Source organism: Kribbella sp. NPDC056345, from assembly GCF_042262745.1.
Classification (GTDB): Bacteria; Actinomycetota; Actinomycetes; order Propionibacteriales; family Kribbellaceae; genus Kribbella.
The window spans coordinates 20404-44525 of sequence record NZ_JBHJQQ010000001.1; the positions used below are offsets into that span (position 1 = coordinate 20404).

The 24122-nt window shown below is 68.0% G+C and carries 23 protein-coding genes; 7 read left to right on the forward strand and 16 right to left on the reverse strand.

Annotated features, from left to right (window positions below; genetic code table 11):
* The first annotated feature begins 47 nt into the window (after positions 1-47).
* Positions 48-647 carry a hypothetical protein gene (locus ACFCV3_RS00135; protein ID WP_376024624.1) on the forward strand — a complete coding sequence of 200 codons (600 nt, stop codon included), beginning with the start codon at positions 48-50 and terminating at the stop codon, positions 645-647.
* A 65-nt stretch (positions 648-712) separates the two neighbouring features.
* Positions 713-1297 carry a hypothetical protein gene (locus ACFCV3_RS00140; protein ID WP_376024625.1) on the forward strand — a complete coding sequence of 195 codons (585 nt, stop codon included), beginning with the start codon at positions 713-715 and terminating at the stop codon, positions 1295-1297.
* Positions 1298-1652: 355 nt separating this feature from the next.
* Here the strand turns inward: ACFCV3_RS00140 and recO are convergent, their stop codons facing one another.
* Genes recO through ACFCV3_RS00155 form a run of 3 tightly spaced genes read right to left on the reverse strand, consistent with a single transcriptional unit; the run spans position 1653 to position 4216 of the window.
* Positions 1653-2390, reverse strand: coding sequence for a DNA repair protein RecO (gene recO, locus ACFCV3_RS00145; protein ID WP_376024627.1), 738 nt, complete (start codon positions 2388-2390; stop codon positions 1653-1655).
* Positions 2391-2402: 12 nt separating this feature from the next.
* The gene (locus ACFCV3_RS00150) at positions 2403-3230 is read right to left on the reverse strand and encodes an NAD(P)H-binding protein (RefSeq protein WP_376024629.1); all 828 of its coding nucleotides are present in this window, start codon (positions 3228-3230) and stop codon (positions 2403-2405) included.
* Positions 3227-4216 carry an aldo/keto reductase gene (locus ACFCV3_RS00155; RefSeq protein WP_376024630.1) on the reverse strand — a complete coding sequence of 330 codons (990 nt, stop codon included), beginning with the start codon at positions 4214-4216 and terminating at the stop codon, positions 3227-3229. Before ACFCV3_RS00155 ends, ACFCV3_RS00150 begins: the two co-directional genes overlap by 4 nt.
* 144 nt (positions 4217-4360) lie before the next feature.
* Between ACFCV3_RS00155 and ACFCV3_RS00160 the strand changes: the two genes are divergently transcribed.
* From ACFCV3_RS00160 to ACFCV3_RS00170, 3 genes are read left to right on the forward strand one after another with little or no spacing between them, the layout of a single operon-like run.
* A complete protein-coding gene (locus ACFCV3_RS00160) occupies positions 4361-7459 on the forward strand; it encodes an FtsX-like permease family protein (protein WP_376024632.1) in 3099 nt (1032 codons plus the stop codon).
* The gene (locus ACFCV3_RS00165) at positions 7456-8292 is read left to right on the forward strand and encodes an ABC transporter ATP-binding protein (protein ID WP_376024633.1); all 837 of its coding nucleotides are present in this window, start codon (positions 7456-7458) and stop codon (positions 8290-8292) included. The genes ACFCV3_RS00160 and ACFCV3_RS00165 overlap by 4 nt, the downstream gene beginning before the upstream one ends.
* Complete coding sequence (locus ACFCV3_RS00170) at positions 8289-8936, forward strand: ABC transporter ATP-binding protein (protein ID WP_376024635.1); 648 nt, start codon at positions 8289-8291, stop codon at positions 8934-8936. Before ACFCV3_RS00165 ends, ACFCV3_RS00170 begins: the two co-directional genes overlap by 4 nt.
* A 198-nt stretch (positions 8937-9134) precedes the next feature.
* Here the strand turns inward: ACFCV3_RS00170 and ACFCV3_RS00175 are convergent, their stop codons facing one another.
* The 10 genes from ACFCV3_RS00175 to ACFCV3_RS00220 form a co-directional block, all read right to left on the reverse strand.
* Positions 9135-9404: an SAV_915 family protein gene (locus ACFCV3_RS00175; RefSeq protein WP_376024636.1), complete on the reverse strand. Its 270-nt coding sequence runs from the start codon at positions 9402-9404 to the stop codon at positions 9135-9137.
* A gap of 54 nt (positions 9405-9458) precedes the next feature.
* Positions 9459-10916 carry a GNAT family N-acetyltransferase gene (locus ACFCV3_RS00180; protein WP_376024637.1) on the reverse strand — a complete coding sequence of 486 codons (1458 nt, stop codon included), beginning with the start codon at positions 10914-10916 and terminating at the stop codon, positions 9459-9461.
* Between the two features lie 40 nt (positions 10917-10956).
* Complete coding sequence (locus tag ACFCV3_RS00185; RefSeq protein ID WP_376024638.1) at positions 10957-12795, reverse strand: ABC transporter substrate-binding protein; 1839 nt, start codon at positions 12793-12795, stop codon at positions 10957-10959.
* 31 nt (positions 12796-12826) lie between these two features.
* Positions 12827-13033, reverse strand: a complete 207-nt coding sequence (locus ACFCV3_RS00190; RefSeq protein WP_376024640.1) for a hypothetical protein — start codon at positions 13031-13033, stop codon at positions 12827-12829.
* The gene (locus tag ACFCV3_RS00195) at positions 13033-14073 is read right to left on the reverse strand and encodes an ABC transporter ATP-binding protein (RefSeq protein WP_376024642.1); all 1041 of its coding nucleotides are present in this window, start codon (positions 14071-14073) and stop codon (positions 13033-13035) included. The genes ACFCV3_RS00190 and ACFCV3_RS00195 overlap by 1 nt, the downstream gene beginning before the upstream one ends.
* The gene (locus ACFCV3_RS00200) at positions 14070-15131 is read right to left on the reverse strand and encodes an ABC transporter ATP-binding protein (protein ID WP_376024643.1); all 1062 of its coding nucleotides are present in this window, start codon (positions 15129-15131) and stop codon (positions 14070-14072) included. Before ACFCV3_RS00200 ends, ACFCV3_RS00195 begins: the two co-directional genes overlap by 4 nt.
* A 5-nt stretch (positions 15132-15136) precedes the next feature.
* Positions 15137-16042: an ABC transporter permease gene (locus ACFCV3_RS00205; protein WP_376024645.1), complete on the reverse strand. Its 906-nt coding sequence runs from the start codon at positions 16040-16042 to the stop codon at positions 15137-15139.
* Positions 16043-16046: 4 nt separating this feature from the next.
* The gene (locus tag ACFCV3_RS00210; protein WP_376024647.1) at positions 16047-17147 is read right to left on the reverse strand and encodes an ABC transporter permease; all 1101 of its coding nucleotides are present in this window, start codon (positions 17145-17147) and stop codon (positions 16047-16049) included.
* A 276-nt stretch (positions 17148-17423) separates the two neighbouring features.
* Positions 17424-19097: a 2-isopropylmalate synthase gene (leuA, locus tag ACFCV3_RS00215; RefSeq protein ID WP_376024649.1), complete on the reverse strand. Its 1674-nt coding sequence runs from the start codon at positions 19095-19097 to the stop codon at positions 17424-17426.
* Between the two features lie 247 nt (positions 19098-19344).
* Positions 19345-20595: a hypothetical protein gene (locus ACFCV3_RS00220; protein ID WP_376024651.1), complete on the reverse strand. Its 1251-nt coding sequence runs from the start codon at positions 20593-20595 to the stop codon at positions 19345-19347.
* 96 nt (positions 20596-20691) lie between these two features.
* Between ACFCV3_RS00220 and ACFCV3_RS00225 the strand changes: the two genes are divergently transcribed.
* Together ACFCV3_RS00225 and ACFCV3_RS00230 are read left to right on the forward strand one after the other, a co-directional pair.
* The gene (locus ACFCV3_RS00225) at positions 20692-21108 is read left to right on the forward strand and encodes a PPOX class F420-dependent oxidoreductase (RefSeq protein WP_376024652.1); all 417 of its coding nucleotides are present in this window, start codon (positions 20692-20694) and stop codon (positions 21106-21108) included.
* 52 nt (positions 21109-21160) lie between these two features.
* Positions 21161-22150, forward strand: coding sequence for a GNAT family N-acetyltransferase (locus ACFCV3_RS00230; RefSeq protein WP_376024654.1), 990 nt, complete (start codon positions 21161-21163; stop codon positions 22148-22150).
* Here the strand turns inward: ACFCV3_RS00230 and ACFCV3_RS00235 are convergent.
* From ACFCV3_RS00235 to ACFCV3_RS00245, 3 genes are read right to left on the reverse strand one after another with little or no spacing between them, the layout of a single operon-like run.
* Entirely contained in the window at positions 22147-22815 is a 669-nt protein-coding gene (locus ACFCV3_RS00235; protein ID WP_376024656.1) for a GNAT family N-acetyltransferase, read from the reverse strand. The two genes, ACFCV3_RS00230 and ACFCV3_RS00235, sit on opposite strands and share 4 nt — an antisense overlap.
* A complete protein-coding gene (era, locus tag ACFCV3_RS00240; RefSeq protein WP_376024658.1) occupies positions 22815-23804 on the reverse strand; it encodes a GTPase Era in 990 nt (329 codons plus the stop codon). The genes ACFCV3_RS00235 and era overlap by 1 nt, the downstream gene beginning before the upstream one ends.
* Positions 23788-24120 (reverse strand): cytidine deaminase, encoded by a 333-nt coding sequence (locus ACFCV3_RS00245; RefSeq protein ID WP_132169738.1) that lies wholly within the window; start codon positions 24118-24120, stop codon positions 23788-23790. The genes era and ACFCV3_RS00245 overlap by 17 nt, the downstream gene beginning before the upstream one ends.
* Between the last annotated feature and the right edge of the window lie 2 nt (positions 24121-24122).

Genomic DNA, 24122 nt, shown 5'->3' on the forward strand with positions numbered 1-24122 from the left:
AGGGACACCGGCTCGGGCGACCTGCGCGGTGCCCTAAGGTTCTGGCCGTGGCAGAAACCGATGTGCTCGTCCTGAGGCCAGGGCCGAGCGCGCGCCGCCTGGTCTTCAAGATCGCCGCCGTCATCTCCATCGTGCTCGTGGCTGCCGGCATCAACGCCGGCATCAAGGGCGGCGGCCGGGCCGCCCTGATCACCGGTCCCGGCCTGGCCCTGCTGCTGTGTGGGATGTCCGCCGTGTATCTGCGGCGCTCCCGCATCATCGTCACCCCGACCGGGATCTCGGCGCGCGGTATGACGTTCCACCGCCGTCGCGATCGTGCGCTCGCCGCCTCGGTGCTCCGGGCCACGGTGGTCCTGCAAGGGACTGTTTCCGAGACCATCGTCATCTCCGACGCCGGCGGATACCCCCTGCTCACCATCAACGGAGCCCCCTACGAGACCGCCGATCTCGACCGGCTGGTCAGCCACCTCGGACTGCCCACCAGCAGCCCGGACGGGCCGGTCACCTTCGCGCAGCTCGGCCGCCAGCAGCCCGGCTCCGTCGGCTGGGCCGGGCGGCACCCGATCGCGTTCGCGCTCCTGTGCGCCCTCGGCTTCGCGGTCGCCGCGCTGGTTTTCGCCATCGTGTTCACCGCCCTGACGAACTGACGCCAGTTGCCGGAGTCAACGATGAGCGTGGCGATCGCCGCGTGCGGTGTCGTAGGGTTCTGGACGTGGCTGAAACCGATGTGCTCGTACTGCGGCCGGGTGCGGGCCCGCGCCGCCAGGTCCTCCTGATCGTCGCGGTCATCTCCGCGGCCTTCGTGCTCGCCGGCTTCAATACCGGCGGGGCCGCGTGGATCGTCTGCATTGGTTGCATCCTGGTCATGGTCGTGACCGTCGCCGTGTACCTGCAGGTCTCCCGCATCGTCGTCACCCCGACCGAGATCTCGGCGCGCGGCCTGACCTTCCACCGCCGTCGCGACCGCGCGCTCGCCGCCGGCGTGCTCCGGGCGACCGTGGTCCAGCCCGGCGCGGTCTCCGAGACCATCGTCATCTACGACGCCGGCGGACGCCCTCTGCTCACCATCAACGGCGCCCTCTATTCGGACGCCGATCGCGACCGCCTGATCGGTTACCTCGGCCTGCCCACCACCGTCCCAGGCAAGCCGCTCAGCTTGGTGCAGCTGAGCCGCGAGGCCCCCGGCTCCGTGAGCTGGGCCGGCCGGCACCCGTTCTGGGTCATCGTGATCTGCACCGTCGGCTTCGCGATCATCGCCCTGGGCGGCGGCACCCTCCTCTGGCTCCTAACAGACTGAACGTTCGCGCGCCCCTGTACGGCGCGATGGGGAGCGCTGCCCTACCGAAACGGGTGGTGGGGCTCCCCCGCCCTTCTGGAATGAGGTGGGGCGGTCGGCTGGCGGGCCTGCGGGTGGGCTGGGGCCGCGGTCTCTCAGCGGGTCGGCGCCGGAGCAACGCCTTCACTGCCGAGTCGGGGCGTAGTGGTCTGGAGCGGCGAGCGAAGCTTGGGGCGCGGCGGGCGATTGCGCACGCGTGGGATGGGCAGCGGTCGCGCGGGATCGGCTACGGGGTACGGCGGTCGCGCGCGATCGGCTACGGCGTACGGCGTCGGGCGGGAGCGGCGGGTGTTCGGGTGGGGCCTGGTGGGTGGGGTTAGGGCTTGGTCAGGTCCAGGTGGGGTAGGGAGCGGAGTTGGTGGTCTTGGTGGTAGGCGAAGAAGGCGGAGATCAGGCCGGTGGCTTCTCGGCGGGTTCGGGGGTCGGCGCGGAGGGCGGTGGGCCAGTCGCCGGTGAGGAGGGCGGCCAGGTGGGTGACTGTGGTGGGGGCGGGCATGGCTGAGGCTGGGGGGCGGCAGGAGGCGCAGACTACGCCGCCGGCGGCTGGGTTGAAGGCTCGGTGGGGGCCTTCTTCGCCGCAGCGGGCGCAGTCGCCGAAGGAGGGGGCGTAGCCGGAGATGGCCAGGGCTCGGAGGAGGAAGGAGTCCAGGACCAGGGCTGGTTCGCGTTCGCCGGTGGAGAGGACCCGGAGGGCGCCGGCCAGGAGGAGGTGGTGCTGGGTGGCGGGTTCTTTTTCTTCTACTACCAGGCGGTCGGTGGTTTCCAGCAGGACCGTGCCGGTGGTGTAGCGGGCGTAGTCGTTGACGATGCCTTCGCCGTAGGCGGAGATGGAGACGGCCTGGGTGACTACGTCGAGGGTGCGGCCGGTGGCCAGCTGGAGGTCGACGTGACTGAAGGGCTCGAGGCGGGCGCCGAAGCGGGACGACGTCCGGCGGACGCCCTTGACGACGGCCCGGACCTTGCCGTTGGCGCGGGTCAGGAGCGTGGCGATGCGGTCTGCTTCACCCAGTTTGTGGGTGCGCAGCACGATCGCCTCATCCCGGTAGAGCGGCACCCGAACAGTCTCTCACCCGGCACCGACAACTTCTTCGAGGCTGACGGCCGGGCGGCCGGTGAGGTCGGGGACCGCGGTGGAGACGGTGCTGAGTTCGCCGGAGGCGATGGCGGCATAGGAGGTCACCCAGCCTGCTACCTCCCACGCTGCAGCTCCGTAGGACTCACGGGAGCGGTAGGCCTCATCAAGCGTCTCTGCCTCGTAGCGGATCGGCCGGCCCCAAGCAGCAGCCAGTACGGCGGCCGCCTCGGCCAGCGTGAAGGCGGCGGGGCCGGTCAGGTCGTACGTCGCCCCCGAGTGCCCCTCACCGGTCAGCACCGCAGCGGCTACCGCAGCCACGTCGTCACGGGCGACCGCGGCCACCCGCCCGTCGCCGGCCGGGCCGCGGATGGTGCCGTCCTCGCCGACGAAGCCGGGGACGAAGTCGAGGTAGAGGTTGTCGCGGAGGAAGGTGAAGTCGACGCCGGTACTCCGGATGTGCTGCTCGGTATGCCAGTGGTCGCGAGCGAAAGTAAAGGTCGCATCCGGGGCGGCCCCGGCGAACGACGTGTACACGATCCGTTGCACACCGGCCGCGACCGCCGCATCGACAGTTGCCTTGTGCAAGGAAACCCGGTCAGCGGATTCGGTTGCACTGAGCAACATCAGCGTCTCGACCCCGTCCAGCGCATCGAGCAGGGCGGAGTGTTCGCCGTACGACGCCACCGCCACCGAAGCACCCGGCAGCGACGGCGCTCGCGAGGCATCACGGACGACCAACCGCTGCGGTACGTCGGCCTCCGCCAGCAACCGTGCGATCCGCGAACCCAGCTGCCCGGTCGACCCGGTCAGCGCGATCATTTGCCCACCAGGTCCATGCCACCGGCGGCATACCGCTCGCCGGCCACATCCAGGTCCCGCGGGAAGGCAGCCTCCAGGTCGGCAAGCTCTTCTGCGGTCAACTCCACGTCCACAGCGGCGAGGTTCTCCGCGAGATACTTGCGCCGTTTCGTGCCCGGGATCGGGACGATGTCGTTGCCCTGGGCCAGCAACCAGGCGAGCGCCAGCTGCCCCGGTGTGACACCGCGAGCCGCAGCGAGCTCCTGCACGCGAGCGACCAGATCCAGGTTGCGCTGGAAGTTCTCGCCACTGAACCGCGGCAGCCCGCGCCGCGCGTCGTCCGGCTCGAAGTCGTCCGGTGACTTCAACTGCCCCGTGAGGAACCCACGCCCCAGCGGGCTGAACGGTACGAACCCGATCCCGAGCTCCCGCAGCGTCGGCAGTACGACGGTCTCCGGGTCACGCGTCCACAACGACCACTCACTCTGTACGGCGCTGATCGGGTGCACCGCATGCGCGGCCCGAACTGTGTCCCCGTTCACCTCGGACAGCCCGAGGTACCGGACCTTCCCGGCCTCGACCTGCGAAGCCATGGCCCCGACGGTCTCCTCGATAGGAACCTCAGGATCACGCCGATGCAGGTACCAGAGGTCGACGTGATCAACCCCGAGCCGCCGCAGCGACGCATCCAGTGCCTCGACCGCGTACGACGGACTGCCGTCGACCCCCGTCGGCATCGCCGCACCGGTCTGCGGCTTGAAGCCGAACTTTGTCGCCAGCACCACCTCATCCCGGCGACCGGCCAGCGCACGGCCGAGCAGCAGCTCGTTGGCGCCGTTGCCGTAGATATCGGCGGTGTCCAGGAACGTGCAGCCCGCGTCGATCGCCGCGTGCACGGTCGCGATCGACTCGGTCTCGTCCGACGTCACGCCGTACGACTGGGACATCCCCATGCAGCCGAGGCCGAGGCGGGACACGGTCAGGTCACCGAGCTGGGATTCACTCATGACCCGAACCTATCGCGCAGCGGTGACGTCCAAGGCACCCGGTGACCAGATTCCTGCGGAGGCAACGACTCTGTGACATTTTGCCGTGATCGGCCGTCGTGAGCGTCACTTTCCGTATCTTCACACCGAGGTGAGGGGGTGGCGATGTTCCTGCGCAGAGCCTTGCGCTACCGCTGGGCCCAGGCCATGGTGCTGGCCGGGATCAGCTTGCTGATCGGGACGTGTGCGGTGTTCGCGCCGTGGTTCTCCCGTGCCGTCGAGCAAACGGTGATGACCGAAACGCTCACCGGTCAGGCGTTGCCGGCTGCCTGGAAGCTGTCGTCCAGGACCGTGGTCGACGAGGTCGGCGGACCGGACGGGGATCCGAAGCTGCTCGACCAGCTCGTCCCCGCTGAGCTCACACCGCTCTTCAGTCCCCCGGTGCACGGAATGAAGAGCAACCTGACCTGGCGAGTGCCGTCGATGCTCCCCGAGGAACCGTCCGTGGCCGGCGTACTCGTCTGGCGCGACGACTACTGTGCGCAACTCACCGTGGTCGAGGGCCGCTGTCCGCAACGGCCGAACGAGGTGATCGCCTCGATCGCCGACAAGACGACCTGGGACTTCCGGCTCGGTTCATCCGTGCAGGCCAAGCCGGATGAGAACTTCGACGGTGGCGGCCCGCTGACCGTGGTCGGCTTCTACCGGCCGCAGCAGGCGCGCGGTGAGTACTGGTTCGGCCAGTACCCGACCGGACATTCCCGGCCGCCGAGCGACGAGGACGCCGGCGGCACGGATCACTTCTTCGCCGACCGCAGCACGTTCACCGGCAAAGCCTGGACGCCTCGGTTCAGTTCGGACACCCGCGTCCTCCCCGGCGTCGCCCGGATCGACGACCTGACCCGGCTCCAGGACGCCACGAACAAGGTGAACGGGAACGCAGGCGAGCGCGGGATCAACGCCGAGAACACCTCATCCCTGGCCACGGTCGTCGAGCAGATCCAGAACCAGCGTTCGCAAGGCCGCACGATCATCCCGCTGGTGATGGTCCAGGTCGCTCTGTTCGGCGTCGTCGTACTGGCGCTGGCACTGGGTGCAGTCGTCGACCAGCGTCGCCCGGAGATCGCTCTCTCGCGACTCCGCGGCGCCTCCACCCGCCGTACGGCGCGCAGTCTGATCATCGAGCTCGGACTCCCGGTGCTGATCGGGACGCTCGCCGGTCTGGCGACCGGGTTCGGTCTGCTGCTGATCGCGCGTGCAACGTGGCTCCGGTACGGCGCTCCGCTCGAACTGCCGTGGACCGTCCCGGCGGCGCTGGCCCTGGCGGTCGTGGTCGCGCTGCTGGTCGTGGTCCTCCAGGTCCGCGGCGGCGTTCGGCAGACGATCTCCAGCCTGTTGCGCCGAGTCCCCGCGCGTGGTCGCGGCTGGACGGTCGGCGTCGTCGACCTCTGCATCATCGTGTTTGCGGTCGCCGGGCTCGCCGCTGCGGTGACCGGTGACGGTCAAGGGCCGCTCCCAGTACTCACTCCAGCGTTGCTCTCCCTCGCGGTCGGCCTGACGTTCGCGCACTTGCTGCTGCCGGCCGCCGGGCTGATCAGCCGGAAGGCCGCGCGCCGCGGTCGGCTGGGGCTGGCGCTTGGCGCGCTGCAGATCTCCCGCCGACCGGCTGTCACCCGGATTGTCGCCGCGGTCGCGGTGGCGGGCGGTCTGCTCGCCTTCGCCGGCCAGGCCGCATCGGTCGGCGGCCACAACCGGGAGACGCGTGCTGGGTACGAGGTGGGCGCGCAGGCCGTGCTGCAGCTGAACGCGCTGTCCCTCGGCGATTTCACCAAGACGATCAACGAGATCGACCCGCAGCGATCCTGGTTCACCCCGGTGGTGATGTCGCGGCCGCCGGCGCCGGATTCGCTGAAGACGATGATGATCGAACCGGAGAGCTTCCGCCGGATCGCCCACCGTGGCAATCAGCTGACCGACGCGGCCGGCTGGCAGGCGCTGACTGCGCCGAAGACCAAGCCGATCGAGTTCCGCAGCTCGAAGTTGACGATCACCGCGGCCGTCGGCACGTTCGAATTCCTGGAGAATCCGAACAAAAGTGCTCCCGACTACGCACTGGCCCGCTCTCTCGTGCTGCGCGCGAATGTCGTCAGCCTGCGCAACGGCGGCCGCTACCTGGTCTCGTTCCCACCGTTGCCGCTGACAACGAAGCAGCCGGTCGCGCTGACCGCTTCGGTCGACTGTCTGGGTGGCTGCCAGCTGCTGCAGCTCGGCTTCGGCCGCGAGGTGCTGGACCAGGGCGGGGTCGCGGCGGACGTTGCCATCAGCAAGGTTTCCACCGAGGACCAGCCGTCGATCACACTCGGAACGGCGGCGGACTGGAAGGGTGTCGAGCACCTCGGCGGCGATCAGGGCAGGATCGCGTCCAAGCCCGGCGGCCTGCTGACGTTGGCGGTGCGGAGCTACAGCGACGACCAACTGCTGCAGTACGCCACGGTGCCGACGACTGTGCCGGCAGTCGTGACACCTGAGTTCCGGTATTCCGACGGGTCGACAACCAGCCCGGCCAGCGACGGTACGCCGATGTTCGTCGGCAAGCTCGGCAACGCCACCGGCCCGGTCAACCGGTACCCCGATCGGACTGCCGTCGTCGACCTCGAGACGGTACGGCGCCTCGGCGGCGGGCTGGACGAGCTCGCGACGGACTTCGAGTTGTGGCTGAACGACGCCGGGCTCGCCCGGGTCGACGAAATCACGGCGGCGCTGGGCAAGGCCGGGTACTCCGCGGAGCTGGCGGATGTGCGGTCCGAGCGGATCGCGTCGTACGGGCGTTCGGCGAGTGCGTTGACGTTGCAGCTGACTCCGGTGGTCGGGATCGCGTCCTGGGCGTTGGCGATCGTGGTGCTGCTGCTGACCGTGGTCACGTCATGGCGGTCGCGGGCGCAGGACTACGCGAGCCTGCGGATCACCGGCGTACCGGCTCCGTTGACCGGACGGGCTGCGCGGTGGGAGCAGACCGGTCCGGTCGCGCTGGCCGTGTTGCTGGGGTCTGCGTGTGGCGTGATCGGCGCGCAGATCGCCTTGCCGCTGATACCGCTATTCGCCGACACCGGTGGGCCGTATCCGCTGGAGCTGGCGACGAACTGGCCGGTCGCGCTCGGGTTGTGGGCCGGCGGGACGATCGTGCTCGCGGTGGTGACGCTGCTACTCGGCAGCGGGGTGAACCGGCGCGCGTCGTACAGCCGGATCCGGGAGGAGCTGACATGAGTGGGCTGGCGATCAGTACGACCGGGCTGGTGCATATCTATCGCGCGCACGGTCATGACGTGGCCGCGCTCTCCGGGATCGGGATCACCGTGCGGCCGGGTGAGCTGGTGGGGTTGCTCGGCCCTTCTGGTGCTGGGAAGTCGACGCTGCTGCAGCTGTGTGGTGGGTTGCTGACACCTAGCGCTGGGCGGTTACAGATCGGTGAGCACAACCTGGCGACGATGACCGAGGCCGAGCTGGATCGGATGCGGTCCGGGGATGTCGGAATCGTGCTGCAGGGGGCGGGGAGGAATCTCATTCCTTATCTGTCGCCGCTGGACAACGTGCGGTACGCACAGCAGGCGGCACCGCGGGATCGCGAGGTGCCGGCGGCGATCGACGTACTGGAGTTGGTCGGTCTTCGGGAGCAGGCTGGGAGTGCGTTGACTGCGCTCACACCGGGGCAGGTGCAGTTGTGTGCGGTCGCGGTGGGGATCGCGACGATGCCTGGGCTACTGCTGGCGGACGAGCCGACGAGCCAGCTGGATCATCATGCGCGCGATGAAGTACTGGCGGCGATCCGGACGATCAACCAGCGGACCGGGATGACGGTCCTGCTGATCACGCATGACCCTGAAGTTGCTGCTGCGCTTCCCCGGACGATCACGATCCGGGACGGGCGGATTGCGGCTGAAGGACGGTCTGGTGAGGAGTACGCCGTGGTCGCGACCGACGGATCGTTGCCGTTGCCACCACATGTCGCGGAGCTGTTGCCGGCGGGGACGCTCGTGCAGGTGACGATCGAGGACGGTCAGGTCCGGCTCAGCCCGGTGGATCAGGAGGGGACTCGATGATCCAGGTCGAGAACGTCACTGTCGCGTACGGCGATCTGATCGCGGTCGACGACGTGTCGTTCGTGGTACCGCCGGGGTTCGTGCTCGCGGTGAGCGGGCCGTCCGGGGCCGGCAAGAGTTCGTTGCTGTGGGCAATCGCTGGAGCGGTGGAGGTGCTGACCGGGAAGGTGGAGGTCGACGGGCTGCTGATCGCTGACCGGCCGACCGCCGCCGCGCACGGGGTGGTGCTGATCCCGCAGGGCAACGGGCTCGCGCGCGTACTCACCGCCCGGGAGAACCTGACCATCCCGCTACTCGCGAACCGTCAGGATCTTGATGACACCGATCGCGTCGTGGAGAGCGCACTCGAGGCGGTCGGTCTCGCTGAGAGCGGCGATCACCTCGTCGAGGAGCTGTCGGGAGGTGAGCAGCAACGCGTCGCCGTCGCCCGCGGAATCGCCCAACGCGGTCGCGTCATCCTCGCCGACGAATCCACCAGCGAACTCGACAGCACCAACCGCGAACGCGTCCTCAACCTCCTCCGAACCCAAGCCGACCAAGGCGTCGCCGTAGTCATCGCCACCCACGACCCCACCGTCGCCGCCTCCGCCGACGGCCACGCGGTGATGGACGAAGGCCGCCTCACCTGGGTCCGCCGGTTGTAGGCAACCTGGTACGACGGTCGCCGCCGCCAGCCCGGTACGACGCCCGCCGGTATCCGCCGCCACCCATGCGGCCGGGCAGGTCCACTTCCCCTCCCACCGCTGCGGCCGACAAAAGCTGGAAGTGGCGCAAAGCCGATCCAGCCATGGCTGAGGTGGGCGGGTGGACGCGGTGGGTGGGTGGGGTGGAGTGGCCCGGGGTTAGCTGGCTATGGCGGGGGGTTCGGCTACGCGTAGTGGGTTCAGCTGGATTCGGGTGATGCCTAGGGGGTGGAGGGCTTCGCGGAGGGTGGGTTCGGTGGTGCGGAGGTATTGCTGGTGGGGGCCGCAGGCGGTGTGCAGGTGGGTGCGGGTGGTGAAGGCGATGCCTACGTGCTGGCCGTCGGGGAGGTGGCCGGTTTGGAGGGTGCAGGCGACGCCGCCGGCGGGGTGGACGGGGACGTACCAGTCATCGCTATGTCGAGTGCTCACAGCAACGACGGTAGGACGCCGACCACCACGGGCGGGAGCTTTCTTACAGGGTTCTCACAGGCCCAGGGAGAGGGGGATGGTGGGTGGGCCGGTGCGGAGGAGGTCGGCGACCAGGGTCGGGAGGTCTCTGGGGGCGAAGCGGCCTTCGTGGGCCTGGAGTTCGTCGAGGGTCCACCAGCGATGGCCGTGGACGTTCTCGGCGGCCATCTCGTCGGGGGTGAAGGTGCCGACGGGGTCGAACGCCGGGGTGCGGATCAGGAAGTAGTCGTTGATGACGCCTTCGTAGCCGTCGGCGTGGCCTTCGGCAACTACTTCCTGGTGCCAGACGTGCGGCGGGTCCTCGGTCAGGGCGAGGCCGACCTCTTCGGTCAGTTCGCGGCGCAGGCCCTCGAGCAGGGATTCGGTCGGCTCGAGCCCGCCGCCCGGCGTGGCCCACAGTGGGCCGTCGTCGAACTCGAAGCGGACCAGCAGGATGCGGTCGTCGGGGTCGAGGATGACGCCGCGGGCGGCCGGGCGGAGCTTCGGGCGGGTGAGCTCCAGCTCCTGGCTCTGCTCGACGGCCGAGAAGCCGAAGCGGGCGTTGACCTTCTGCATGGCGGTGTTGGAGAGCGCGGTCCAGGTGTGCAGGTAGGACTGCGAATCACGATGTTCGGCGAGCAGTTCGAGGTTCGCCAGCTTCAGATGCGTGCCGAGGTTGTGACCGCGGTGGTCCCGGAGAACGAGCGTGTCGTCCTGCTGAACATGATCGGGATCCGAGCGCGGAACATAGATCAACGTGTACCCGGCCGGCTGACCGGCGTCGGTGTGCGCCATCGTCACCAGCGCGAGGTAGCTGCGATCCACGCGCTCCTCGCCCTCCACCAACCGCTCGACCGTCCACGGCACCGTCTCGCGCGTCATCCCACCGGTCGGTACGTCGTTGTCCATCGCGGTGTGCAGATCGGCGTACGCCTGCTGGTGTTCCGGCGGGCAGACCCCCGCCCACGACGTCAGTGTGTAGCCTTCGAGCTTCCCCGCCGACTCCCGCAGCTCGGCAAGCCGCACCGGGTCGTACGGGAGCGGTACGACGAGGTGGTCCTCAACGTGCTCAACCGTGAAACCCAACCGCTCCGCGAACACGGACCCCGGCCACGGCGACGACGGGACACCGAGCTCGGTCTGGAAGATCGTCCGCCCGAGCTGGGCGGCACGGGTCACGGCCCACTGCCACAACGCCGTACCGACGCCACGGCGTCGAAACGACGGCGGTACGTCGATCTCGACGTCGACGCTGTCCAGGTTGTCCTGCAACCGGTACTCGAACAGCATCGCCCCGACGACCTGATCGTCGTCCAGGGCAACGATCGCGAGCCGGGCCTTCAGCGGTGACGGGTCGCGCAGGGAGACGGCGAAGGTCTCCCGCGTTCCGAGGATGGCCGCCGGACGTTCCGCGACCACCCCCGCGCGCAGGGCGTCGTACCACTGGTCGAACAGCATCGGGTCGGCCGGGTCGATCTCGCGAACGGTGATCACCCGGCCGACCCAATCAAATCCCAGGGTCAGAAGCTACCGATTAAACCGGCGCGACCTTGCCCGAGTACATGCCCATGATGACGAAGTTGTCGGCGTACGGCGCGTTCTTCAGGATCGGGTCGTCGTCGGCCGGGAACTTGGCCACCCGCTTACCCTCCAGCGCCGGGTTGTTCCCGTACCGCTCCCACAGCGGGATGATCGGCAGCAGCTCGTTGAACGCCAGCGCCGCGGCGGTGATGTTCTTCTTCTGCTCGTCGACGTTCAGGCCCTGGGCGGACTTGTCGACCACGGCCTTGAGGTCGATGTCACCGGCCGAGGTCTTCTGCTTGAGCGGGAAGTTCATCCCCTTGCCGCCCTGGTTCGCGGCCGTCACGTAGTTGAACGTGTAGAGGTCCTGGACGAACGCGAAGTACGGGTGCGGGTGCGACGACGCGCCCCAGCTCTGGATCGCCAGGTCGAACTTGCCGGCCAGTACGTCGGGGGTCAGCTGGGTGAAGGTGATCCCGCGCTTGGTGATGTTGAAGCCGAACTTCGTCAGCTGGTCGGCCGCGTTGGTGGCGGCCGGGTTCCAGTCGGCGAACTCGGTCGGGAACTTGATGTCGTACGCCGCGGGCTTACCGGCCGGCGTCTGCCACTTGTCGCCGACCTTCTTCCAGCCGGCCTCGGTGAGCAGCTGGGTGGCCTTGGCGAAGTCCTTCTCGTACGGCTGCAGCTTCTTCTGGTCGGCGTCGGAGACCCAGTCCGGAACGGTCTGGTCGGAGAAGCCGGCCATGAACTTGCAGGCCTTGCCGGACTCGCCGAGCGCGATCGTGCCGTTCTCACCGCGGTCCAGGATGTAGGCGATCGCCTGCCGGACGCGGACGTCGGCGAACTCGGGGCGGGTCGTGTAGTTGAAGACCAGCGCGGGGCCGGAGTACACCGGCGGGCGCAGGATCCGGAAACCGTTGCTCTCGAAGGTCTTCTCGCTGGCCACCGCGAAGCCGTGGGTCGCGTAGTCGACGTCCTTGTTCATCACCGTCGGGGTGATGTCGGAGGTCTCACCGTTGTAGAGCACGACCTTGGTGAAGCCGACCTTGTCGGCGAACAGGCCCTTGTCGTTCTTGACCAGTGCCATCTGGGCGTTCGTCATGGTCTTCGGGTCGTAGTTGAACGGCCCGGACACGATCGGGTTCTCCGGGTGGAACTTCTGGAAGTCGCCGTTGAGGGTCTTGCCCTCGCCCGAGTCCAGGCTGCCCTTGGCCTTGCGGAGCGTCTCGGCCTTGGTCGCCCACTCGCCGTACACGGCCGCCGGCAGGATCGGGGCGCGCATGATGTAGCGCTCGAGGACGGTGGACGGCGTCCCGATCGAGTAGACGACCGTGGTGTCGTCGGTCGCCTTGACGTCGGACAGGAAGGTCCAGTCCTGTTGACGCATCAGCCAGCGCAGGTTGGACGTCGCGACGACGTCTTTGCTGGTCACGGGCGTTCCGTCGCTCCAGGTCAGGCCGGAACGGAGCTTGAGCGTGAATGTGTTGGCCTTCTCGTCCAGCGTGCCGGACTCGGCCATCATGTATTCCCACTTCTTCTCGGCCCAGTGGTACAGGCCGGCGCTGGGATAGATCAGGTCGAGATACGGGCTCTGCTGCTGGACGCCGTCGAGGACACCGGCACCCAGGTTGAAATGGCCCTTCGGGGGCAGCTGGTACGGATACGCGCCGTGGAACTCTTTGCTGGCACCCTCGCCGCCCTGGGCGTTGGGCTTGCTGGGCGAGCACGCCACGGCCGAGCCGAGACCGGCAGCGCCGAGACCGGCGAAGCCGAACAGCTGAAGCACGTTGCGGCGGGAGACCTCGTTGGTCCGGGCCCGTGCCGCGGACTCGTTGTTGCCGGTGGGACTCATCCTCGGTCCTAACCTTTCTCAAATAAAAGTGCTACTGACCGTCTTCTCGCTTCGTACGGCGCCGGGTCCACACGACTGCGGCGACGACGATCAGGCCCAGGAACAGGCCCAAGAACAAGGTGAACAACGTGACCACGAACTCCGGCGTACCGGGGGTGAGCGTGAGCAGCAGGACGCCGGCTCCGAGCACCAGAAAGGCTGCCCAGCCGAGCGCCATCCGCCCCAGCTCCGGAGGCATCAGGCTGCCGGCTCATCGGCGCCGTCCCGGGCGACCACGTGACAGGCGGCCGACTGGCCCGGCCGGACCTGGATCAGCTGCGGTACGTCGCCGTCGCACAGCCCGTCCTCGAACCGGCCGCAACGTGGGTGGAACGCACACCCCGGTGGCAGGTGCGCCAGGCTCGGAATCTCCAGGCTGCGCAGGGATTCCGCGTTCTTGGTCCGGGTCAGATCGGGGTCCGGCTCCGGGATCGCGTCGATCAGCGCCCGGGTGTACGGGTGCGTCGGCGCGTTGATGATCCGCGGGGTCGGGCCGAACTCGACGATCCGGCCGAGGTACATCACCGCGGTCCGGCCGTGCCAGCCGAAGTACTTCGCGATCGCCAGGTCGTGGGTGATGAACAGGAACCCGACACCGAGCTCGTCGCGCAGCCGGCCGAGCATCGCCAGCACGCTGATCCGGATCGACACGTCGAGCATCGAGGTCGACTCGTCGGCGATGATGATCTTCGGGTCCAGGGTGAGCGCCCGGGCGACCGCAACTCGTTGCCTCTGGCCACCAGATAGCTGGTGCGGGTACTTCGACAGGTAGTTCTCCGGCGGCGTCAGGTCGACCTTCGTGAGCAGCTCGTGCGCACGCTCGGCAGCAGCCTGCTTACCCTTCACCACACCGTGTTTGAGCAGCGGCGCGGTGAGCGTCTGCTGGATCGTGCGGGTCGGGTTCAGCGAGGCGTACGGGTCCTGGTGGACGTACTGCACGCTGCGCCGGAAGTCCCGGAAGTCCTGCTTCTTCAACGACCAGATGTCCGTACCGTCGAACATCACCTGACCGCTGCTCGGCCGCGTGAGCCCGGCCGCCATCCGCGCCGCCGTCGTCTTCCCCGAGCCGCTCTCCCCCACCAGGCACAGCACCTCGCCGGGGTTGATCGACAGGTTGGCCTGGTCGACCGCACGGATCGGCCCGGCCTTGGTGTCGAACACCTGGCTGACCCCGTCCAGCGTCATCAACGGCTTACCGCTCGCCTCCGGTACGGCGGGTGCCGACTCAACCGCGGTCATGATGCGGTCCTCCGTTCCAGGTGGACCTGGTCGGAGTGGATGCAGGCGACGTCGTGGGCGTCACCCGGCTCGTCGGTGATCGGGATCAACGGCGGATCCACCTCCTGGCATTCGTCGGTCGCGAACTTGCACCGCGGGTGGAACGAGCAGCCCTTCGGCAACGCGGCCAGGCTCGGCGGTCCGCCGGGGATCGACTCGAGATCCGGCAGGTCGCCGACGATCGGTGGCACGGCCTTGATCAGACCGAGCGTGTACGGGTGCCGCGGCTTGTAGAACATGTCCCGGACACCACCGGTCTCGATGATGCGCCCGGCGTACATGGTGGCGACACGGTCGGCGAGCTCGGCGGCCAGCGAGAGGTCGTGCGAGATGAAGATCATCGAGAAGCCGAGCCGCTCGCGCACCTCGTGCAGTACGTCGACCACCGACCGCTGGGTGAGGATGTCGAGTGCCGTCGTCGGCTCGTCGAGGATCAGTACCTCGGGCTCCAGCAGCAGGCTCATCGCGATCAGCACCCGCTGCCGCATACCGCCGGACAGCTCGTGCGGGTACGAGTCCATCACTCGCTCGGGCTCGAGCCGGACCAACCGGAGCAGCTCGGCGGCGCGCTCCTCGATCTCCTGCTTGGTCGCCTTGGTGTGCGCACGCATCGTGTCGTGCATGTGCCCGCGGATCTTCAGCACCGGGTTGAAGGCGTTCATCGCGCCCTGGAACACCATCGCGGCATCCCGCCACCGGAACTGCCGCAGATCGCGACCATCGAGACCCAGTACGTCGATCTCGGTACCGTCACCGCGGTTGAAGGTCACCTGGCCGGACGCGTGCCCGAGTCGCGGCAGCAACCGCAGCAGACCGAGCCCGAACGTCGTCTTACCGCAGCCGCTCTCGCCCACCAGCGCCAGACTCTCGCCCGGATAGAGGTCGAGGTCGACACCGCGGACCGCCTGCACCGTCGTACCGGAGCCGGTCCGGTACTCGACCTTGAAGTCGCGGATCGAGAGCAGGGGTTTGCCGGTACCGCCGCGCACCGCGCGAGTACTTGTCGCAGGAACAGTCATGGCGATCACCGGTCCCGGAGACGGGGGTTGAGGATCTCCTCGAGCGATCTGGTCATCATCACCAGACCGAGCAGGAGCAACGTGATGGCGACGACCGGACTGAGGATGAACCCCAGGCTGGCGTCGTTGAAGATCGCGCCGGCGATCCAGGCGCGGTTGAGCATGATGCCCCAGTTCGATCCGGTCAGTGGCGCGAGGCCGAGCAGGTACAGGCCGACGAGCGAGTAGATCGCGTTCGTCACGCCGATCATGAAGTTCATCAGGATGAAGCTGGCCATGTTCGGCAGGATCTCGACGAACACGACCCGCGGCGTACCGAGGTCGAGCAGCCGGGCCGCCTCGACGAACTCACGTTCCTTCAGCGACAGCACCTGGGACCGCACAGCCCGCGTGAGCACCGGCCAGGACAATCCACCGACCAGCAACGCCAGCAGGAGTGGCGAGTCGAGCCTGAACATCGCGCCGAGGACGGCCAGCAGGACGATCTGCGGCACGGTCAGTACGACGTCGGCCGCGGTCACGACCGCGGAGTCGACCCAGCCGCCGAGGTAGGCGGCCAGCGATCCGAGCGCGATCGCCAGGGCGGTCGAGATGGCGGCCGCGACGAACCCGATGAAGATGACGGACCGGCCGCCGTCGATCATCTGGATCAGCACGTCCTTGCCCTCGTTGTCGGTCCCGAGCAGATGCCCGGGCGATCCGAAGGGCAGCAGGATCTCCTTGATGTTCGGCTCGACCGTCGGGGTGAAGATCGGCCCGATCGCGGTGATCAGGACCAGCAGCGCCACGATGATGAAGCCGATGAACCCGGCCGGGCTGCGGCGCAACGAGCGCAGGATCCCGGCGAACCGGGAGACGCCGGTGGTTCCGATCGCGGCGACGGCGCCGCTGGTCACAGTGTCGGTGGCCACGCGCTTACCCCTTGGCCTTCCCGCCGACCCGGATCCGCGGATCCAGCCGGCTGTAGAGGACGTCGGCGAGCAGGTTGGCCACCACGACCGAGATCGTGACGACCAGGAAGATGCCTTGCAGGACGGGATAGTCGCGACCCGAGACGGCGTTGTACAGGCTGAACCCGATGCCCTGGTAGCCGAAGATCTTCTCGACGAAGATCGAGCCGCCGACGACGAAGCCGAGCGATACCGCGAGCTGGCTGAACAGCGGCAGTACGGCGTTGCGTCCGACGTACCCGGCGCGGATCCGGCCGTCGGTCAGACCGCGGGCCCGGGCCACCGTCACGTAGTCCTCGCCGAGAGTCTCGACCGTCGACGACTTCATTACCAGCGCCCACGAACCGACAGTGGTCAGCAGATAAGCCAGGATCGGCAGCGTCGCGTGGTACAGGATGTCGTTCAGGAAGCTGAGACTGAACGCTGGTTCGACGCCTGGCGTGTAGGACCCGCGCGCTTCGGTGAGGTTGAAGACCTGCAGTTTCACGCCGAGGAACACCACGATCAGGATCGCGACGATGTAGTTCGGGATCGCGTGCAGCAGCGAGCCGATCGACGTGAGCAGATGGTCGATCCAGCTCTCCCGGCGGTACGCCATGATCATGCCGGCGATGATGCCGAGCACGAAGCTGAGGATCTGCGCGATCCCGACCGAGAACAGGGTCCACGGCAGGTAGGTCTGGATCACCTGGGCGACCGTGGTGCCGGGCGAGAGCAGCGACGTACCGAAGTCACCCTGGACGAGATTGCCCATGTAGGTGAGGTACTGCAGGATCAGCGGCTCGTCCGGGTCCAGCGAGAACAGGTTCTTCGCCTGTGCGGCCGCGTCGTCGTACGAGATACCGGTCTGCGCGATCTGGGTCTGGATGTAGGTGTCGACCGGGTTCCCCGGCAGCAGCCGGACCAGGAAGAAGGTCAGGGTCGACACCAGGAAGATCGTCAGGATCGCCTTGGCCAGTCTCCGGACCAGCCAGGCACTGAGAAAACGCCGCGCCGCCGAGGGCGTCGGTTCGTCCACCGGCCCTTCGATCAGCTTGGGGGCAGGTGTCTCGACCGCACCGCTCACTGCTCACCTCCATCGAGGACCGCCGACGGGCACACACAGAAAATCTGTACTGGCCTAATGCACGATCTCTTGCATTGATCTGCGCACAGTGGGGTTAGTTTGCGCAGCCGCAGGCATCAAGTCAACGGTTTCAGAGGTTCGGAAGTCACAGACACCGAATCGTGAGCAGACCATCGCACTGAGCACCGATCCTGCCACGGTGTGTGCCGGATCACTGTTGAACGCAACGCAAACGACGCCCGCCAACCCTTTCGGTGGCGGGCGTCGTTTGATAAATCAGCGCGTTGCGCGGTTGATCGCGGAGACCACAGCCTTCAGCGAGGCGGTGAGGATGTTGGCGTCGCGGCCGACACCCCAGAAGACGTCGTCGCCAACCTCGCACTCGACGTACGCCGCGGCCAGGGCGTCACCGCCGGCCGAGAGCGCGTGCTCGTGGTAGTCCAGCACCCGTACGTCGTACTTCAGCGGCTTGATCGCGTCGACGAACGCCGAGACCGGGCCGTTGCCCTCACCGGTCAGCTCGTGCGGTACGCCGCCGGAGTAGACCTGCACGCGGAGCTGGTCGCTCTGGCCCTCGCCGGACGACGAGTTGACCGTCAGCAGCGACAGCTTGCCCGGGGCAAGGTACTCGGCCGCGAAGATGTCCCACAGCTGCTGCGGGCCGACCTCGCCACCCTCGGTGTCGGTGTGCTGCTGGACCACCCGGCTGAACTCGATCTGCAGCCGGCGCGGCAGGTCGAGCCGGTGCTCGGCCTTCATCATGTACGCGATACCGCCCTTGCCGGACTGCGAGTTCACCCGGATGACGGCCTCGTACGAGCGACCGACGTCCTTCGGGTCGATCGGCAGGTACGGCGCCTCCCAGTGGATCTCGCCGACCGGACGGCCCTCGGCGGCAGCCTGCTTGTCCAGCGCCTCCAGGCCCTTCTTGATCGCGTCCTGGTGCGATCCGGAGAAGGCGGTGTAGACCAGGTCACCGGCGTACGGCTGGCGCTCCGGGACGCGCATCTGGGTGCAGTACTCGACCGTACGGCGGATCTCGTCGATGTCGGAGAAGTCGATCTGCGGGTCGATGCCCTGGCTGAACAGGTTCATCCCCAGCGTCACCAGGTCGACGTTGCCGGTCCGCTCACCGTGGCCGAACAGACAACCCTCGACCCGGTCCGCGCCGGCCATCAGCGCCAGTTCGGTGGCGGCGACCGCCGTACCGCGGTCGTTGTGCGGGTGCAGGCTGATCGTGCTGTGCGCACGCCGGGTCAGGTTGCGGCCGAACCACTCGATCTGGTCGGCGTAGACGTTCGGGGTGCTCATCTCGACGGTGGCCGGCAGGTTCAGGATGATCTCGCGCCCGGCGGCCGGCTGCCACTGGTCGCTGACCGCCTCGCACACCTCGAGCGCGAACTCCAGCTCGGTCCCGGTGAAGATCTCCGGGCTGTACTGGTAGCCGAACTCGCAGTCGCCCAGCATGTCGTCGGCGTACTTCATCACCGTCTCGGTGCCGCGGACCGCGATGTTCAGGCACTCGGCCTTGTCCACGTTGAAGACGACCCGGCGGAACAGCGGCGCGGTCGCGTTGTACAGGTGGATGGTCGCCTTCGGCGAGCCCTGCAGCGACTGCACGGTCCGCTCGATCAGCTCGTCCCGGGCCTGGGTCAGCACCGAGATCGTCACGTCGTCCGGGATCGCGTCACCCTCGATCAGGCTGCGGACGAAGTCGAAGTCGTACTGGCTCGCGCTCGGGAAACCGACCTCGATCTCCTTGTAACCCATCTTCACCAGCAGGTCGAACATCCGCCGCTTGCGGGCCGGCGACATCGGCTCGACCAGCGCCTGGTTGCCGTCGCGGAGATCGGTGGACAGCCAGCGCGGGGTCTTGTCGACCGACTTGCCCGGCCAGGTGCGGTCCGGCAGAGCGATCGGCGGGAACGCGGAGTAGCGGTGGATCGGCATGCCGGAAGGCTGCTGTACAGGCTGAGGCTGGTTCTGCGGTGCCACGGGAGGTTCTCCTCGGATGCGTACTGCTCAGGGTCGCTGGACGACCGGCGTACAACAAAACCCCGCGGCGAGGGAACCGGCCTTGTCAGGCCTCGCCGCGGCAGCGAAGGAGGAGAAGCTGGTGCTGCATAGTGACTGTGAGTCTATGCACAACCCCGCCCGCCCGTCGAACCGGGGGTCCCATCTACCGAGACACGGAGCGTCACTGCGGTAGCACCGAGCGGCCGCCGCCGTCGCGGCCCTCAATGATCCCCGGCCGGCCGAATCCGCCACCCTCCATCAGCATCATGAAACGGGTGTCGATCTCGCCCCACAGTTCCCGCTGCCAGCTGTGGATCTCCCAGTAGCGCTCGACCAGGGCCTCGTGCATCAACTGGTTCGCGGTCTTCTGCGCACTCGCCCGGATCAGCGGCTCGATCTCGGCCAGCTTCTCGTTCAGTACGACGGCCGGCACCGGGATGCCCTGGGCGTTCTGCCCGGACATCATGTCCCGGCGCCACTGCTGACCGCGGTTGTAGCCCTCACCGGTGAAGTCGTCCGCGATCGACAGCTTCTGCCCGAGTGCGCCGGCGGTGAACCCGTCGACGATCTGGGCGCGGCCCTTGACCGCGTTGTCGATCGCCTTGGCCTCATCCTCACCGTCGCCGAGGGTCGCCAGCGTGCCGACGACCGCCGCCAGCCCGCCCACGATCAGCCCACCGGCGATCAGCGCCTCGGCGGTGAGCAGCGCCGCGGCCTTCTCGGCCAGTGTGGTCGCGATCCGCCGGTAGTTCGGTTCGAGCACGGCCTTGAGACTGGTCTTCGGTGAGATCTTGAGCTGGGTCCCGTCAGCGGCGGTGAACGTGAACTCCTTGAGCTTGAGATCCAGCCCGGCCTCGAGGGTGGCGAACTTGATCTGCTCCTCCGGAGCGGCCTTGCCGTCCAGCTCCAGCAGCGTGAACCCGAACTTCAGTTCGTACGCGTCACCGTCGAGCGAGGTCTCCAGCCCGAGCTTGCCCTTGTCCGCACTCGCCTCACCGCCGAACTTCCCCTTCCAGGCGCTGCCGTCGAGCAGTCCGCTGGTGAACTTGTGCAGCTCGGTCGAGACCTCACCCTGGTACGACGCGCCCTTGAGGTCGGTCACCACACCGCCCGCACCCTTGACCGCACTGTCGCCGGCGCCGGCGCCGATGATCTCGAAATCGGCCGAGCCGCCGGCCACCAGCTGCAATTGGCCGAACCCGAGCTCCTTGGTGGCCTTCTCCTCCGGGGCATTGATGGTGAGCTTGCCCGATGGCCCGACGAAGGCACCCTGCGGCGTCCCCTCCTGGGCCACCTTCTGCGCGACGGCCGCGTTCCCGGCCTGCTGCTGCAGTTGCAGCATCGTGGCCTGGGAACTGTTCACCTCGGGCTCGGGCCGGCTGACCTGCGGCCGGCCGGAGCGTTCGTCCTCGCGCAGGTCGGTCCGCTCCATACCAACCACTCTGCCGCCGCCCATCGCAGGCTCACCAGAGCCGAACGCGCCGCGCAGTTTGCCTTCAAGGGCACTTGAATACCTAGGCTTTCAGCCATGACCTCCCTCCTCGAACGGATCGGCACCAGCGGCCTCGGTGTGCTCGTCACGCTCAAGCGCGACGGCCGGCCGCAGCTGTCGAACATCACCTATGTGTACGACGGCGAGCGCGTCCGCATTTCGCTGACCGACGACCGCGCCAAGACCAGGAACCTGCGCCGGGACCCGCGCGCCAGCATCTACATCAACGGCGAGAACGGCCGCTCGTACGTCGTCCTGGAAGGGAAGGCCGAGCTCACCCCGGTCGCCGCCGACCCGCACGACGCCACTGTCGAGGAGCTCGTCGACTACTACCGGAAGGGCTCCGGCGAGCACCCGGACTGGGACGAGTACCGGGCCGTGATGGTGCAGGACAAGCGGCTGATGTTCTCGATGACCGTCGAGCACGCGTACGGGATGCCGTCACCCAGCTGACTGTCACAATAAATAGGTCGCGCGACTGAGTCGCGGGCGTCAGTCTGGGGAGGTGGAGATCACTGGACTGTCGCCTGACGACGAAGCCGGCGTAGCCGCCGCGTCAGCTCTTGAGACCGCGGCCGCGAAGGCCGATTGCCCGGGGCTGGTGATGTCGACACCCAAGGGGCTGGCGAACGCACTGCGGTACGGCTGGGACCTGAACCCCGGCAAGAAGTACCTGGCCCACGACACCGACGGCACGCTGGTCGGCACGGTCGGCCTGCACTTCCCGAAGTACGAGAACACCGACCAGGTGTGGTTCGACGCCTGGGTCCATCCCGACCATCGCGACGGGACGGTCTTCGCGGAGCTGGTGGCGTTCGCCGAGCAGGAGGCGCGGGCCGCCGGCCGGACGATGATGGGCCTCAACACCTTCGACACCCCGTACTACATCGCGCTGGCCGCCGAGAACGGCTATGAGCAGAAGGCCGTCGAGGTGAACCGCAAGCAGGACATCGCGGGTCTCGACTGGGAGCTCGTGCAGAGCCTGTACGACGGCGCGGTCGCCAAGTCGGCCGAGTACGAACTGGTGCGGATCAAGGGTGCGCTGCCGGACGACATGATCGAGGAGATGATCGCCGTCGTCGAGTCGATCAACGACGCTCCGACCGACGACCTCGAGATCGAGGACGACGTGTACAGCACCGAGCGGATGCGCGCCTATGAAGAGGCGCAGGCGAAGTGCGACAACACGATCTACCGGCTCATCGCGCGGCAGAAGGAGACCGGTGCGCTGGCCGGTCACACGGTGATCGCGGTCGAGCGCGAGCGGCCGGAGATGGGCTGGCAGCACGACACCGCGGTCTCCCGGGACCACCGTGGTCACCGCCTCGGCGCGCTCCTCAAGGCCGGCATGCTGCTGTGGCTGCGCGAGGTGGAGCCCCAGCTCACCCGGGTCGACACCTGGAACGCCGAGTCCAACAACCACATGATCAGCATCAACGAGCAACTCAACTACGAGATCGTCGCCCGCTTCCTCGACTACCAGAAGAAGCTTTAAGCCACTTCGACGATGGTTACGTGCATGCGGTTGGTGATGGTGAAGCCCATCGCGGTGTAGAGGCGCTGGGCGGTGAGGTTGGTGCCGCCGGTGTGGAGGAACGGGGTGCGGCCGGTTGCGGTGATCTCGGCCGCGACCGCCCGGATCAGGCGGCGTGCGAGGCCCTGACCACGGTGGTCGGGGTGGGTGCAGACGGCACTGATCTCGGCGTACGACGGGAGGGTCTGCCGGACGCCGGCCATCGCGATCAGCTCGCCGGCCCGGCGGATGCCCAGGTATGGTCCGAGCTCGATCGTGCGGGTACGGAACGGGCCCGGGTCGGTGAGCGCGACCAGGGCGATCATCTCCGGTACGTCGTCGGCCGTCAGAACGACCGCCTCGTCGTCGACCGCGGCCACCCCGTCCGGTGCCACGAACTGGACGAGGTCGAACTGCTGATCCAGCTTGAACAACTCCGGCAGCGGGAAGTCCGGGCGCATCAGGGCGACCGTCGTACCGGGGCCGAGCAGGGCGGCCGCGTCGGCCCAGTCCTGCTCGGTCGGGTGGTCGGGGACCGCGAGGAACGGCGCGACCTCGGGCAGGTAGCGATGGGCGTTACCGCGGGATTCCGCGAAAGGCGCGTGCGGGCCGGTGAGGGCGTCGTACGTCGGATTCCGCAGCCCCATCAGAACCCCAGTTTCCTCAGGTGCTTGGCGTCGGTCTGCCAGTTCTTCGCGATCTTGACGTGCAGGTCGAGGTAGACCGGTGTGCCGAGCAGAGCCTCGATCTGGCGGCGGGCCTCGGCACCGACCTCGCGCAGGCGGGCACCCTTGTGCCCGATCACGATGCCCTTCTGGCTGTCGCGCTCGAGGAAGATGTTCGCGTAGATGTCGAGCAGCGGCTTGTCCTCGGGACGGTCCTCGCGCAGGCCCATCTCGTCGATGGTGACGGCGATCGAGTGCGGCAGCTCGTCGCGGACGCCCTCCAGCGCGGCCTCGCGGATCAGCTCCGCGACCAGGGTCTCCTCGGGCTCGTCGGTGATGTCGCCGTCCGGGTAGAGCGGGAAACCGTCGGGCAGCAGCTGGGTCAGCTCGCTCGCGACCAGCTCGACCTGGAAGCCGGACGTCGCCGACACCGGGATGATCGCGGCCCACTCGATCCCGGCCGCCTCCCCCAGCTCCTGGATCTCGGTCAGGTGCTCGAGCATCCGCTCGGGCTCGACCAGGTCCGCCTTGGTGGCGAGCGCGACCTTCGGCGTCTTGGCGACCTTCGCGGCCTCGGCGACCAGGAACCGGTCGCCCGGCCCGATCTTGTCGCTGGCCGGCAGGCAGATCCCGATCACGTCGACCTCGGCCCAGGTGCTCTTGACCAGATCGTTCAGCCGCTGCCCGAGCAACGTACGCGGCTTGTGCAGCCCAGGGGTGTCCACCAGGATCAGCTGCGCATCCGGCCGGTGCACGATCCCCCGTACGGCGTGCCGCGTCGTCTGCGGCTTCGACGAGGTAATCACAATCTTCTGCCCGACAAGCGCGTTGGTCAGCGTGGACTTGCCCGCGTTAGGACGCCCCACGAAACACGCGAACCCAGACTTGAACCCGGTGGGTTGCTGAGTGGGGGCAGGCGCGGGAGCGGGGCGGCCTTTGCTCTTGGTGGGCTTCTCAGGTGTTGATGACATTGCGGACCTCTCCGGTCGGATCGGCCACGACGACCGGGATGGCGGCGCCGGCGAAGTGCCGAACCACGTTGATGTCAGCAGTATCCGCCTCGGTCACGACGGCGGCGGCCTCGAGGCCCTTGACGCCGGAAGCCAGGGCCATCGCGACGGCCAGCTGGAGTGCGGTCAGGTCGACGGTGTCGAGGGCGACCGTGCACGCCGAGTAGGTGCGGCCGTCGGAGTCGCGCACGGCGGCGCCCTCGGCCGCGCGGGTGCGCGCACGGGCTGCGCGGGCGAGCGTGACGAGTTTGGCGTCCTCCGCCGAAAGGTCTGACACAA